At 60.8% G+C, this 13,335-nt stretch carries 12 protein-coding genes; 2 read left to right on the plus strand and 10 right to left on the minus strand.

Going from position 1 to position 13,335, the window contains the following annotated elements; genetic code table 11:
• Positions 1–32 precede the first annotated feature (32 nt).
• Positions 33–722, minus strand: a complete 690-nt coding sequence (locus tag AC07N8_RS15630) for a DUF4197 domain-containing protein (RefSeq protein WP_483840435.1) — start codon at positions 720–722, stop codon at positions 33–35.
• A 56-nt stretch (positions 723–778) separates the two neighbouring features.
• On the minus strand, positions 779–3,283 hold the full coding sequence (gene plsB / locus AC07N8_RS15635) for a glycerol-3-phosphate 1-O-acyltransferase PlsB (protein ID WP_493144344.1): 2,505 nt from the start codon (positions 3,281–3,283) through the stop codon (positions 779–781).
• A 165-nt stretch (positions 3,284–3,448) separates the two neighbouring features.
• Between plsB and AC07N8_RS15640 the strand changes: the two genes are divergently transcribed.
• Entirely contained in the window at positions 3,449–3,658 is a 210-nt protein-coding gene (locus tag AC07N8_RS15640) for a cold-shock protein (protein ID WP_010462862.1), read from the plus strand.
• Between the two features lie 136 nt (positions 3,659–3,794).
• On the opposite strand, the gene AC07N8_RS15645 is transcribed toward AC07N8_RS15640, so the two are convergent.
• The 4 genes from AC07N8_RS15645 to AC07N8_RS15660 form a co-directional block, all read right to left on the minus strand.
• Positions 3,795–4,172: a hypothetical protein gene (locus tag AC07N8_RS15645; protein ID WP_483840438.1), complete on the minus strand. Its 378-nt coding sequence runs from the start codon at positions 4,170–4,172 to the stop codon at positions 3,795–3,797.
• An 84-nt stretch (positions 4,173–4,256) separates the two neighbouring features.
• Entirely contained in the window at positions 4,257–5,066 is an 810-nt protein-coding gene (locus AC07N8_RS15650) for a putative RNA methyltransferase (protein ID WP_483840439.1), read from the minus strand.
• Positions 5,066–6,217, minus strand: coding sequence for a succinyl-diaminopimelate desuccinylase (dapE, locus tag AC07N8_RS15655; RefSeq protein ID WP_027924964.1), 1,152 nt, complete (start codon positions 6,215–6,217; stop codon positions 5,066–5,068). The genes AC07N8_RS15650 and dapE overlap by 1 nt, the downstream gene beginning before the upstream one ends.
• Before the next feature lie 219 nt (positions 6,218–6,436).
• Entirely contained in the window at positions 6,437–9,028 is a 2,592-nt protein-coding gene (locus tag AC07N8_RS15660; protein ID WP_059181551.1) for a glycosyltransferase, read from the minus strand.
• Between the two features lie 218 nt (positions 9,029–9,246).
• Here AC07N8_RS15660 and tcdA point away from each other — a divergent pair, with 218 nt between their 5' ends.
• A complete protein-coding gene (gene tcdA, locus AC07N8_RS15665; RefSeq protein WP_010462854.1) occupies positions 9,247–10,059 on the plus strand; it encodes a tRNA cyclic N6-threonylcarbamoyladenosine(37) synthase TcdA in 813 nt (270 codons plus the stop codon).
• Between the two features lie 89 nt (positions 10,060–10,148).
• Here the strand turns inward: tcdA and AC07N8_RS15670 are convergent, their stop codons facing one another.
• From AC07N8_RS15670 to AC07N8_RS15685, 4 genes are all read right to left on the minus strand, one after another.
• On the minus strand, positions 10,149–10,553 hold the full coding sequence (locus AC07N8_RS15670; RefSeq protein WP_493144340.1) for a SufE family protein: 405 nt from the start codon (positions 10,551–10,553) through the stop codon (positions 10,149–10,151).
• On the minus strand, positions 10,550–11,755 hold the full coding sequence (locus AC07N8_RS15675) for an aminotransferase class V-fold PLP-dependent enzyme (RefSeq protein ID WP_493144338.1): 1,206 nt from the start codon (positions 11,753–11,755) through the stop codon (positions 10,550–10,552). Before AC07N8_RS15675 ends, AC07N8_RS15670 begins: the two co-directional genes overlap by 4 nt.
• A 125-nt stretch (positions 11,756–11,880) precedes the next feature.
• Positions 11,881–12,915: a 2,3,4,5-tetrahydropyridine-2,6-dicarboxylate N-succinyltransferase gene (gene dapD, locus AC07N8_RS15680; RefSeq protein ID WP_123433696.1), complete on the minus strand. Its 1,035-nt coding sequence runs from the start codon at positions 12,913–12,915 to the stop codon at positions 11,881–11,883.
• 32 nt (positions 12,916–12,947) lie between these two features.
• Entirely contained in the window at positions 12,948–13,310 is a 363-nt protein-coding gene (locus AC07N8_RS15685; RefSeq protein WP_007949322.1) for an ArsC family reductase, read from the minus strand.
• Between the last annotated feature and the right edge of the window lie 25 nt (positions 13,311–13,335).

The following is a 13,335-nucleotide window of genomic DNA, read 5'->3' on the forward strand; positions in this document are numbered from 1 at the left end:
CGGGCTTTTTTACAGGGTTCAGTTGCTCGGAATTACAACGTCCCAAACACCTTCTTCGCCAGGCTGGTCGCCGCCGCAGCAGGGTTCTGGCGGATGGTTTCTTCCTGTTTGCCGATCATCTCGAACAAACCGTTCAAGGCCTGTTCGGTGACATAGTTTTCGACGTTGGCGTTCTTGGCATCCAGCACGCCCATGGTCGCCGCCTGACCGGCGAACGTGTTGTATTGCTTGGCCAGACCGACCTGATCGGTGGCCTGCTTCACAATCGGCAGGAACTTCACGCGGATCTGTTCGCGACTGGTTTTGTTCAGGTACTGAGTGGCCGAGTCGTTGCCGCCGCTGAGGATGCCCTTGGCATCTTCCACACTCATCTTCTTCACCGCCTCCACGAGGATCGGCTGGGCCTGGGTCACGGCGGTTTCAGCTGCTTTGTTCATGCTGGCTTCCAGTTCGTCGACCTGATCGCCCATGCCGAACTGCTTCATTTTGCCGGCGACCTTGCCGAGTTTGCCCGGCAAACCGATTTTCACCTCCGGGTTGTTGCTGAAGCCACCCGGTGTGCCAAGTTGTTTGACCGCCAGTTGTGCACCTTGGGTCAGGGCATCCTTGAGGCCGCCAGTGGCGTCCTTTTGCGACAGGTCGTTGAGCGACAGCGCCAGTGCGCTGGCGGAGATCATCAAGCCTGCGCAGAGGCCGGCGAAGCGAAGGGTAGGGCGGAACATGACAGCTTCCTTGTTCAAAAAATGGAAATTAGCGGACTACGTCAAAGCAGATGGATTCAGTCGGCCGGCGCCGCATGTACGACCTGGTCCGCCGCATCTTCACTGCGATGCAACGCCACCTGACGGATCGACAAGCGAATCTCCGCCGGCAATACCCGTTTGGCCGCGCCTTCGGCCAGCTCGCCGAGCAGTTCGTGGTAGCTCAACTTGCCGGCTTCGTCGCGCTTGAGCACCTCGAGATCGAGCATTGTCTGGATGAAGTGACGGAACAGGCTCTTGTCGAAGAATTCCGGGGCGTTCAGGCCATGGAGAATCGACAGGCGCTGGGCCATGACTGTGCACAAGTCTTCCAGCTCTTCGGCGCTGATGCTGTTCTGGCCGCTGTTGAGCAGCAAGGACACGGTCATGTAGAAGCGCTGCAAGGTCTGGGCGATGCTCTTCGACAGCAAGGTCAGCAACACGAAATGCCGTGAGCTGGGTGCCGGGCGCAGGTAGACATCGTTTTCGAAACGCAACAGGCCTTGCTCGACGAACGCTTCCAGCCATTGGTCGATCACGGCGTCCAGTTCGTCCATGGACCAGCGAATGAACAGTTCCGACTGCAGGTACGGATAAAGTGCACGGGTGTAACGCAGGATCTGGTCGCGGTTCATGCGCGACGCGCTCTGGAAGAAACTCGCGAGCAGTGCCGGCAACGCAAAAATGTGCAGCACGTTGTTGCGGTAGTAGGTCATCAGGACGGCGTTCTGCTCATCCAGGTACAGAATCTTGCCCAGGGCATCGCTCTGCTCGGACAGCAGGTCCATGTCCTTTACGTGCTCGATCAGCGCACGACCATCACCTTCCGGCAGCGTGGTGTGCGGCGAATACGGAACCTTGCGCAGCAGCGCCAGGTACAGGTCGAGCACTCGCGCCATGGCGCGATCATCCAGCGCCAGACGGCTGGTGGACAGTAACGCCAGGGCCACCAGGTTCACCGGGTTGATCGCTGCCGCTTCGTTCAGATGCTGTGCGACTTTTTCGCCGAGACGGTTAGTCGTTTCGGTGAGCCAGGCCGGTTTGAATTGCGGGCCGAGTTCCTGTTGGCGCCAGTCCGGCTGTTCGCTGTCGAGGAACTCCGCCAGTTTAATCGGCTCGCCGAAGTTCACCGCCACCTGGCCGAAGCGCTGCTTGAGCGCGCCGATGACTTTGAAAATATCGAAGATCGACTCTTTTTTCTTGGTCGCCCCACGCAGTTCGCCGAGGTAGGTCCGGCCTTCCAGTACGCGCTCGTAGCCGATGTACACCGGCACAAACACGATGGGCATGCGCGACGAACGCAGGAAGCTGCGCAGGGTAATCGCGAGCATCCCGGTTTTCGGTTGCAGCATGCGCCCGGTGCGCGAACGGCCGCCCTCGACGAAGTATTCGACCGGGAAGCCTTTGGTAAACAAGGTGTGCAGGTATTCGTTGAACACCGAGGTGTACAGCGGGTTGCCCTTGAACGTGCGGCGCATGAAAAACGCACCGCCGCGACGCAGCAGGCCACCGATCCCCGGCATGTTGAGGTTGATCCCGGCGGCAATGTGCGGCGGGGTCAGGCCATTGCGGAACAGCAGATAGGACAGCAGCAGGTAGTCGATGTGGCTGCGGTGGCAGGGTACGTAGATCACTTCGTAACCCGGCGCGACCTTTTGCACGTCTTCGATGTTATTGACCTTGATGCCGTCGTAGATCTTGTTCCAGAACCAGCTCAGCACCACTTCCATGAAGCGGATCGCGGTGTAGGTGTAGTCGGAGGCGATCTCGTTGCCGTAGCGCAGGGCCTGGGCCTTGGCTTTCTCCGGGGAGATGTTCTCGCGCTCGGCTTCGTCGAGGATCGCTTGCTTGACCAGTGGCTGGTTGAGCAAGCCCTTGACCAGATTGCGCCGGTGGGAAATGTCCGGGCCGATGACCGCGGCTTTGAGGTTGCGGAAGTGCACCCGCAGGATCCGCTGGGCCATGCGCACGGTGCGCTCGTGGCCTTTGTTGTGATCGATCAGCTCGCGCAGGTGGATCGGCGCGGAGAACTGCACGCGGGTCTTGCGCCCCAACACGATGATGCTCAGCAAGCGGCGCAGACGCCCGGTAACCGCCCAGCTGTCGGCGAAGAGCAATTTCCAAGGGCTCGATTCGCTGTCCGGCGACTGGCCCCAAAACACGCTGACCGGAATGATTTGCGCGTCTTCGGCGGCATTCTGGCTCAGGGCGCTGACCAGGCGGGTCAGGGTTGGCGGTGCGCCGCGTTTGTCCTGACGGCCGAGCCAGTCGGGCTCTGGCGTCAGGTAGAAGAACGCGGCGGGCTCCAGCAGATTACCCACTGAAACCGGCAACACCGGGCGGGGCAGGCCCGCCTTGCTGCATTCGGTGTCGACCACGGCAAGGTCGGTCAGCGAAGGGTTTTGCAGGACGTAGAACACCGGACGACTGCGGTCGAGGTTGAGGGTGAACGACGACTGGTTGATCGTCTCCGAGCGAACCCAGAGATACAACAGTCGGCGCAGGGTGCCAAACACAAGACGGCGGAACGGGGAGCGGGTCATACGGCTTCTGCGTGAGTGAGTAAAACCGAGCAAATGCTCGGGCGGCCGATAGTGTGCCGTATTCACCGAAAATCGGCAAAAAAGCGGCTAAGTAAAGTGAGTTGAGAGTTTTGGCGGCTGTCATATACTCGGCCGTTCAAAATAAAAACAAGGGGGTACTGATTCATGGCTACGCGCGAAACCGGCAACGTGAAGTGGTTCAACGACGCCAAGGGCTACGGCTTTATTCAACGCGAGGACGGGGTGGACGTGTTCGTGCACTACCGCGCGATTCGCGGCGAAGGGCACCGTTCGCTGGCTGAAGGCCAGCAGGTTGAATATGCCGTGGTGACCGGCGAGAAGGGCTTGCAGGCTGAAGACGTCGTAGGCTTGTAAACCGGATCTTCAGACGCCACAAACCACTGTGGGAGCGAGCCTGCTCGCGAATGCGGTCTATCAGTCAGCATCTAAGTTGAATGACACACCGCATTCGCGAGCAGGCTCGCTCCCACATTGGGTCCCTGTATGGGTTTTAAACAGTTTTCCAGGTGATCTCTTCTTCACCGTCAGCACTGATACGCATCCAGCGATCCGCTGTCTCTTCGCCTTCTTCCTCGACCCACGTCCCCGGTGCGCAACGCACTTCGACGTTCAGCGCAGCAAAGGCTGCGCGGGCGCAGGCGATGTCGTCTTCCCACGGGGTCTGGTCGCTGTCCAGGAACAGGCTGTTCCACTTGCCCACGGCTTTGGGCAGCCAAGTGACCGGCACGGTGCCGGCCTTGCACTTGTACGTCTGGCCTTTCTGGACCCAGTCGGTGCACGGGCCTAACGCAGTGCCGAGCCAGGCCGCGATGGCCTTGTAGTCGACGTCGGCGTCTTTCAGGTAAATCTCGATATCGGGTTGGCGCATGGATGTCCTCACTGCGGGTCTGAAAAATCCATTCGCGGATTTAGCCGGCCTCAAGCCATTGCTCAAGACCAAAAAATTAAGGGTTTATTGAAGAACGAAGTAATCGTAGCGCATCGACACAGTGACCTCGAACGGCTCGGCCTGTTCGATGACCGCTGCGCGGCGTTCGGCACTGGCACGCCAGCCATGGGGAGTCATGGCCAACAGGTTCGCACGGTCCTGACCCTCTGCAAGCGTCAGTTTGAATTCCAGGGTTTCACTGTGCGCCAACGCCATGCCGTCCGGCACCAGGGCCAGGTGCTTGTCGTCGGTGTATTCGCGGACTTCGTCGTACAGCCGCTCGCGCAACTCCATCAGATGGCCGCTGGTCGGCCCGACTTTCATCAAGCCGCCACCGGGGCTGAGCAGGCGTTTGGCTTCTTCCCAATCCAATGGGCTGAAGACGCTGGCGAGAAACTGGCAACTGCCGGAAGCCAACGGCACCCGCGCCATGCTGGCGATTAACCAGGTCAGCTGCGGGTTGCGTTTGCAGGCGCGTTTGACCGCTTCGCGGGAGATGTCCAGCGCGTAACCGTCGGCGTTCGGCAAGGCCTCGGCGATTTGCGCGGTGTAGTAACCCTCGCCACAGCCGATGTCGAGCCAGCGCTGTGGCGCGTATTGCGCCGCCAGTTCCGCCAGACGCTTGGCCACCGGCGCGTAATGGCCGGCGTTCAAGAAGTCGCGGCGGGCTTCGACCATGGCCAGGTTATCCCCTGGGTCGCGGCTGTTTTTGTGCTGCACCGGCAACAGGTTCAGGTAACCCTGGCGCGCGCGGTCGAAACGATGCCCGGCGGGGCAGGCCACGCCGTTGTCCACCGCATTCAGCGGTTCACTGCAGATCGGGCAAGCGAGCATCAGGCGAGCAACTTGATCAGGGTCTGGTAGTAGATTTCGGTCAGCACGTCGAGGTCGGCGGCCAGTACACGCTCGTTGACCTGGTGGATCGTCGCGTTGACCGGACCGAGTTCAACCACTTGCGTGCCCATGGTCGCGATGAAACGACCGTCAGAGGTGCCACCGCTGGTGGACGCCTTGGTGTCGCGACCGGTGATGTCCTTGATGCTCGACGCCACGGCATCCAGCAAGGCACCCGGCTCGGTCAGGAACGGCAGGCCGGACAGCGCCCAGTCGATGTGCCAGTCCAGGCCATGCTTGTCGAGAATGTCGGCGACGCGCTTTTGCAGGCCTTCGACGGTGGACTCGGTGGAGAAGCGGAAGTTGAACACCGCCACCAGATCGCCCGGGATCACGTTGGTCGCGCCAGTGCCGGAATTGACGTTGGAGATCTGGAAGCTGGTCGGCGGGAAGAAATCGTTGCCGTGGTCCCAATGCTCGGCGGCCAGTTCGGCCAGGGCCGGGGCCGCGAGGTGGATCGGGTTCTTGGCGAGGTGCGGATAGGCCACGTGGCCCTGCACACCGCGAACGGTCAGCTTGGCACCGAGGGAGCCGCGACGGCCGTTCTTGACCACGTCACCCACCAGCGTGGTGCTCGACGGTTCGCCGACGATGCACCAGTCCAGACGTTCCTTGCGCGCGGCGAGGCGTTCAACCACAGCCTTGGTGCCGTGGTGCGCCGGGCCTTCTTCGTCGCTGGTGATCAGGAAAGCGACCTTGCCCTTGTGATCCGGATAATCGGCGACGAAGCGCTCGGCGGCCACGGTCATCGACGCCAGGCTACCTTTCATGTCCGCCGCACCACGGCCGCAGAGCATGCCGTGTTCGTCGATCAACGCATTGAACGGGTCGATCTGCCACGCGGTGACCGGACCGGTCGGCACCACGTCGGTGTGACCGGCAAAGCACAGCACCGGGCCGTCGTGTTTGCCGTGGGTCGCCCAGAAGTTATCCACATCTTCGATGCGCATCGGTTCCAGCATGAAACCGGCATCGCCCAGGCGCTGCATCATCTGCTTCTGGCAATCGGCGTCGACCGGCGTCACGGACGGACGGCGGATCAGGTCGATGGCGAGTTGAAGGGTCGGCGAAAGGTCGGCGTGGGCCGTCATGGAAAACTCCGGAATCATGAATGTGGGCACGGACTAAATGTGGGAGCGAGCCTGCTCGCGAATGCGGCATGTCAGTCAACATAACCCTTGAATGTGACAACACCTTCGCGAGCAGGCTCGCTCCCACAGGGATGGACATCACGCCAAGCCCTGCAAAATGGCGGTTATCTTAAAGCAAAACGGCGACCATTGGCCGCCGTTTAGTGCATCCGTACAGATTTAGACCGCCGGTGCCGGCTCCGGCTCGGCGGCCGGTTTCGGCAGCGAAGACAAGAACGCCATGATCAGCGCCGCCAGGTACGGCAGCGATTGCACCAGCAACATGGTCACCCAGAAGCGCATGTCGTTGCTCGGCAAGCCGTTGACCAGGAAGATCCCCAGCGCCGCGCCCCACAACAGCAGCATGATGAACACCTCTTCACGAGCCTCCGAAATCGCCACCCAGAAGCCGTGGTTATCGGCGTTTTTCGGCGTGCGGAAGAATGGAATGCTGCTGGTGAAGAAGCCGTACAGCACCGCTTTGGCGATGGTGTGCGACAACGCCAGCCCGGCCAGTGCCGCGCAGAACGCATCTTTGAGGTTCACGCCGACGGCGCGGCGATACAGGAAGATGATCTTGCCGACCTTGAACACGAACAGCGCCAACGGCGGGATTGCGAAAATCAGCAACGGCGGATCGACCCGCTGCGGCACGATGATCATCGCCGCCGACCACAACAACGCGCCGACGGTGAAGAAGATGTTCATGCCGTCCGCGACCCACGGCAACCAGCCCGCGAGGAAGTGGTAACGCTGGCCACGGGTCAGTTCGGTGTCCTTGCCGCGCAACAAACTGGCGGTGTGACGCTTGATGATCTGAATCGCACCGTAGGCCCAGCGGAAACGCTGTTTCTTGAAGTCGATAAAGGTATCGGGCATCAGGCCTTTGCCGTAGCTGGTGTGGTAATACGCCGCCGACAGGCCTTTTTCGAATACACGCAGACCCAACTCGGCGTCTTCACAAATGCACCAGTCGGCCCAGCCGAGCTCTTCGAGCACCGAGCGTCGGGTCATGGTCATGGTGCCGTGCTGGATGATCGCGTCACGGTCGTTACGGGTGACCATGCCGATGTGGAAGAAGCCTTTGTACTCCGCGTAGCAGAGCTTTTTGAAGGTGCTTTCGTTCTGGTCGCGATAGTCCTGCGGCGACTGCACCACAGCGATTTTCGGATCGGCGAAGTGCGGCACCATGTGCTTGAGCCAGTTCGGGTCGACGCAGTAGTCCGAGTCGATCACCGCGATGACTTCGGCATCCTTGGCGGTGTGCGGGATCAGGTAATTCAGCGCGCCGCCCTTGAAGCCGGCCAGCGGTGCAACGTGGAAGAACTTGAAGCGCGGGCCGAGGGTTTCGCAGTAATCGCGCACCGGTTCCCAGACCGCCGGGTCCTTGGTGTTGTTGTCGATGATCAGGACTTCGAAGTCCGGATAGTCGAGGTTGGCCAAGGCGTTGAGGGTCTGTTTGACCATCTCCGGCGGCTCGTTGTAGCAGGGCACATGGATCGAGACTTTCGGTCTGTAGTCCGAATCGCCCACCACCGGCAGGAATTCACGACGACGCTTGTGGGTCCATACCGCTTCGGCCAGTTCATGCGCCTCGGTCAGCAGAACAATAAAGACCCCGAGCGCACCGAGCGCCAGGAGGAATCCGACCGTCAGGCTGAACCAGGTGCTGTATTGCTGGCTGTAGTCGTAACCGATCCACACCAACACCGAACCACACAGGAACGCGATAAAGGTCAGGAAGGTGCGGCCGCGCTGGCGAAGGGCCGAGCCGTCGATCATCAGCAAGGTCAGCGACAACAACGCTAACACGGCCGAGCCGATCGCCAGCACGCGCCACTGCGGGATCGCAACGACCGGGCCTTCGAAGTTGAATTTCTGCTGGCGCGCGGCGTTGAACACACCCCAATACGCGCCCACCGAACCTTCGTCGCTGGCCTTCCACGGCTGGTCAAACGCTTCGATCACGAAGTAGTTGAAGCCCTGGCGGTTGAGTTTGTTGACCAGGGTGCGCAAGTAGATCGCCTGATCCGCCGGGCTCGCATCGGTGCCGCCACGCATACGGCCGTTGCTCGGCCAGCCAACCTCCGAGAGCAGCAGCGGTTTTTTCGGGAACATCTTTTTCAGGTCTCGGGCGCGGTCGAGGACGAACTGGCCGGCCTTGTCCACCGGGATGAATTCCCAGTAAGGCAGAACGTGGGCGGCGATCAGGTCGACGTGCTTGGCCAGTTCCGGGTGTTCTTCCCAGACGTGCCACTGCTCGGACGTGGTCACCGGCACTTTCACGGCGGCGCGCACGCGATCGAGGATCACGCTCAGTTCCGCAGCGGTAATTTCCTTACGGAAGATTGCCTCGTTGCCTACAACCACGCGAACCACGCTGCGTGAGGTGTTGGCAATTTCGATGGCACGGGTGATTTCGCGCTCATTGCGTTCCTGGTCCGGGCTGATCCAGATCCCCAGGGTCACGCGCAGGCCGAATTCTTCTGCGAGCTTGGGAATGTCTTCCAGGGTGCCGTCGACCGAGTAAGTACGGATGTTGTCCGTCAGCTTGCTCATGATCTCCAGGTCGCGACGCATTTGATCGTCGGTCGGGTACTGCTCTTTCTGCGGGTACTGGCCCTGCTGGAACGGTGAGTACGAAAAGCCGGAGATCTGTTCAGGCCAGTTGGGGGCGGTGACCGGGCGGTTGATCAGCGCCCAGAAGCCGGTAAACAAGGCTGCGATGGCGAGCACCACGACCAGGTTGAGTCCAAATTTGCGGGATGACATAGCTATTTCAGGTTCCAAAGACTGTGGAACGAAGGAACGGTTGGCGGTCGCCAAGGGGCGCGCATCCTACACCGGGCATTCTCTTTACGTACAGCAGACAGGGAATTGCCGGACATTGGGCAATTTGCTTTCACATAAGTTCTTACACTTGTAGATTGAAATTCAAAACTTGGCGCAGCGAAGCCCTATAATGCGCGCCGGTTTTTGGGGTATTGGTCATGAGTACAGAAGATCCGCGGTTTGCAGGCATCGCCCGTTTGTATGGCATCGAGGGGCTGGAGCGCCTGCGCGCGGCGCATGTGGCGATCGTTGGCGTCGGCGGCGTGGGTTCGTGGGCAGCGGAAGCCATCGCCCGGTGTGGCGTGGGCGAGATTTCGCTGTTTGACCTGGACGACGTCTGCGTCAGCAACGCCAATCGTCAGTTGCACGCGCTGGACAGCACTGTCGGCAAACCCAAGGTCGAGGTGATGGCCGAGCGCCTGCGCGGGATCAACCCGGACTGCACGGTGCACGCGGTGGCGGACTTCGTCACCCGCGAGACCATGGCCGAGTACATCACGCCGAACATTGACTGCGTGATCGATTGCATCGACAGCGTCAACGCCAAGGCAGCGCTGATCGCCTGGTGCAAGCGGCGCAAGATCCAGATCATCACCACTGGCGGCGCGGGTGGGCAGATTGATCCGACGCTGATTCAGGTGTGCGACTTGAATCGGACGTTCAATGATCCGCTGGCGTCGAAAGTGCGCTCGACCTTGCGTCGCGACTACGGTTTCTCGCGCACCGTGACTCGCCATTACAGCGTGCCGTGTGTGTTTTCCACGGAACAACTGCGCTATCCGAAACCGGATGGCAGCATCTGTTTGCAGAAGAGTTTTGTCGGCGATGGCGTGAAGCTGGACTGTGCGGGCGGGTTTGGTGCGGTGATGATGGTGACGGCTACGTTCGGGATGGTCGCGGCGACCAAGGCTGTGGATAAGATCGTTGCCGGGGTTCGGCGCCCTGCTGATCGGGTCAAGCCTGAGGTTTAAGCGCTGCTGCTTATGACCCCTTCGCGAGCAGGCTCGCTCTCACATGGAAGCGCATTCCAGGGTGGGAGCGAGCCTGCTCGCGAAGACGGTTAACCGGCCAACTCATTCATCCGCTGGAGCACGGCATTCAGGCCATTACTGCGTGACGGCGACAGCTGCCGCGACAGCCCGAGCTGATTAAACCACTCCGGCAAATCCACCTGCCGCAACTCAGTCGCCGACAACCCGTTGACCCGCGCCAGCAGCAATGCCACCAACCCGCGAATCAACCGCGCATCACTGCTCGCCGCAAACTGCCAATGGCCGTCCTGTAACGCGCCCACCAACCACACCTGGCTTTCACAGCCATGCACCCGGTTGGCATCCACCTTATCCACATCACTCAATGCAGGCAGGCGGTCGCCCCATTGCATCAGCAATCGCGCGCGTTGTTCCCAGCCGGCAGCGTTCTGGAATATCTCCAGCGCCGTCACCGCATCGGCAGGCAAACTCATCGCAACAGGTCCAGCGCCTGATCCAGCGCTTCAAAGAACCGCTCCAGGTCTTCGGAATCGTTGTACAGCGCCAACGACACCCGGATCGCCCCAGCCAGTTCGAAGCTTTTGAGCAGCGGCATCGCGCAGTGATGCCCGGCTCGAACGGCAATCCCCTGTTCGGTCAGCAAATGCGCCAGATCCGAGTTATGCACACCCTCGACGACAAAACTCGCCAGGGCCAGTTGCGGTTTACCCAGCAACCGGATGCCGTTACGGGCTTCAAGACCCTTCAGCAAATAATCATGCAGCGCGGCTTCATGGGCGTTAACGGCGTCCTGATCGAGCCCGGTGAGGTAATCCAGGGTCGCGCCCAGACCAATCACAGCGGCAATGGGCGGCGTTCCGGCCTCGAAACCCAGCGGGGCAGGGCGGAAGCGTGCGTGGTGGTAATCCGCATCCAGCACCATTTCACCGCCGAACTGCCAGTGACGCAGTTGCTTAAGTGCCTCGTTGCTCCCGAACAACACACCGAGGCCATCGGGACCATAGAGCTTGTGGCTGGAAAACACATAGAAGTCGCATCCCAACGTCTGCACGTCATGCCGGCCATGCACCACGCCTTGAGCGCCGTCGACCACGGTCAACGCATCGTGCGTCTTGGCCATCGCCATCAAGGCCGGCAGTGGCTGCCAGACGCCGAGCACGTTGGACAGCTGACTGACCGCCAACAAACGGGTCTGCGGCCCAATCAACTGCGTGGCGGCGTCCAGATCGATCAAACCGTCGGCATCCAGCGGCAGGATCACCAGTTTCAGCTCGCGCCGCTGGGCCAGTTGCTGCCATGGCAGCAGGTTGGCGTGATGCTCCAGGGCGCTGATGACAATCTCGTCGCCCGGATTGAAAAGATGCTCCAGACCATAGGCCAGGAGGTTCAGCGCAGAGGTCGCGCCGTGGGTAAATATGATCTGCCCGCAATCGCCGGCATTCAGCCATTGCGCGACTTTGCTGCGGCTGGCCTCGAACGCCTGGGTGGCGTGGGCGCCGGGCAAGTGTTGTGCCCGATGCACGTTGGCTGCGCCGTTGGCGTAGTAATGCGTCAGGGCATCCAGCAGGGCTTGAGGTTTTTGCGTGGTGGCGGCGTTGTCCAGATAGGTCTGGTCTTGCCGTTGCAGAGCGGCGATGGCCGGAAAATCGGCGCGCCAGGGAGAGTGAATCATCATGTCATTCGGCCCATGCGCATGACCTTGTGGGAGCGAGCCTGCTCGCGAAGGCGTCCTTGAGGCCGCCGAAAAACTTCGCGAGCAGGCTCGCTCCCACAGGTGATCGGTTACGTTGCTCGCAACGCTTAGTTGTGAGCGTGCAGCGCTTCGTTCAGTTCGATGGCCGATTTGTGGGTTTTGCATTCCACGGCACCGGTCTCCGAATTGCGACGGAACAACAGGTCAGGCTGACCGGCCAGTTCACGCGCCTTGACGACTTTGACCAGCTTGTTGTTTTCGTCCAGCAACGCGACTTTGGTGCCAGCGGTCACGTACAGGCCCGATTCAACGGTGTTGCGGTCGCCCAACGGAATGCCGATACCGGCGTTCGCGCCGATCAGGCAGCCTTCGCCGACCTTGATCACGATGTTGCCGCCGCCCGACAGGGTGCCCATGGTCGAGCAACCGCCGCCCAGGTCCGAGCCCTTGCCGACGAATACGCCTGCCGATACACGGCCTTCGATCATGCCCGGACCTTCGGTGCCGGCGTTGAAGTTGACGAAACCTTCGTGCATGACGGTGGTGCCTTCGCCCACGTAAGCGCCCAGACGGATACGCGCCGCGTCAGCAATACGCACGCCGGCCGGAACCACGTAGTCGGTCATTTTCGGGAACTTGTCCACCGAGAACACTTCCAGCAACTCGCCACGCAGACGGGCTTCCAGTTGATGTTCAGCCAGCTCGGCCAGGTCGATCGCGCCCTGGCTGGTCCACGCTACGTTCGGCAGCAGCGGGAACACGCCGGCCAGGTTCAGGCCATGCGGCTTGACCAGGCGGTGGGACAGCAGGTGCAGCTTGAGGTATGCCTCAGGCGTGGACGTCAGCTGTACGTCTTCGGCCAGGATGGTCGCGACCAGCGGCTTGTGGCTCTCGGCCAGACGGGTCAGCAGCGCAGCCTGGGCAGCGTCGACGCCTTTCAGCGCTTCAGCCAGTTGCGACGCCTGAGCGGTGCTGAAAGCGATGGCCTGATTGCCTTCGGTGTAACCCAGGACCGGCGCGATAGCGGCGATGACTTCAGCCGACGGATGCAGGACCGGGGCGGCGTAGAACACTTCCAGCCATGCGCCTTGACGGTTTTGAGTGCCGACACCGAAGGCCAGGCTGAACAGGGAATTGGACATGTGAATACCTCTACAAAATTGAACGGGCTGGCTTACTTGAGCGCTGCCGCGTAGATATCTGGCTTGAAGCCAATCAGGGTTCGGTCACCGAGATCGAGCACCGGGCGCTTGATCATCGAGGGTTGTGCGAGCATCAGTTCGATGGCTTTCGGCTGGTCGAGATCGGCTTTGCGTTCGTCGTCGAGTTTGCGAAAGGTCGTGCCTGCACGGTTCAACACCACTTGCCAGCCGTGCTCGTCGCACCATTGGGTCAGGTGTTCACGGTCGATTCCGGCCGTTTTGTAATCATGAAAGTCATAGCTGACAGCGTGTTCATCGAGCCAGGTGCGCGCCTTTTTCATGGTGTCGCAGGCTTTGATGCCGAAAAGGTGCAACGTTTTGCTTGAAACGGTCAAGGAATTGCCCCCTTTGCAGGTGCTG

The sequence above is a fragment of the Pseudomonas sp. GW821-FHT10C09 genome, from assembly GCF_059415465.1.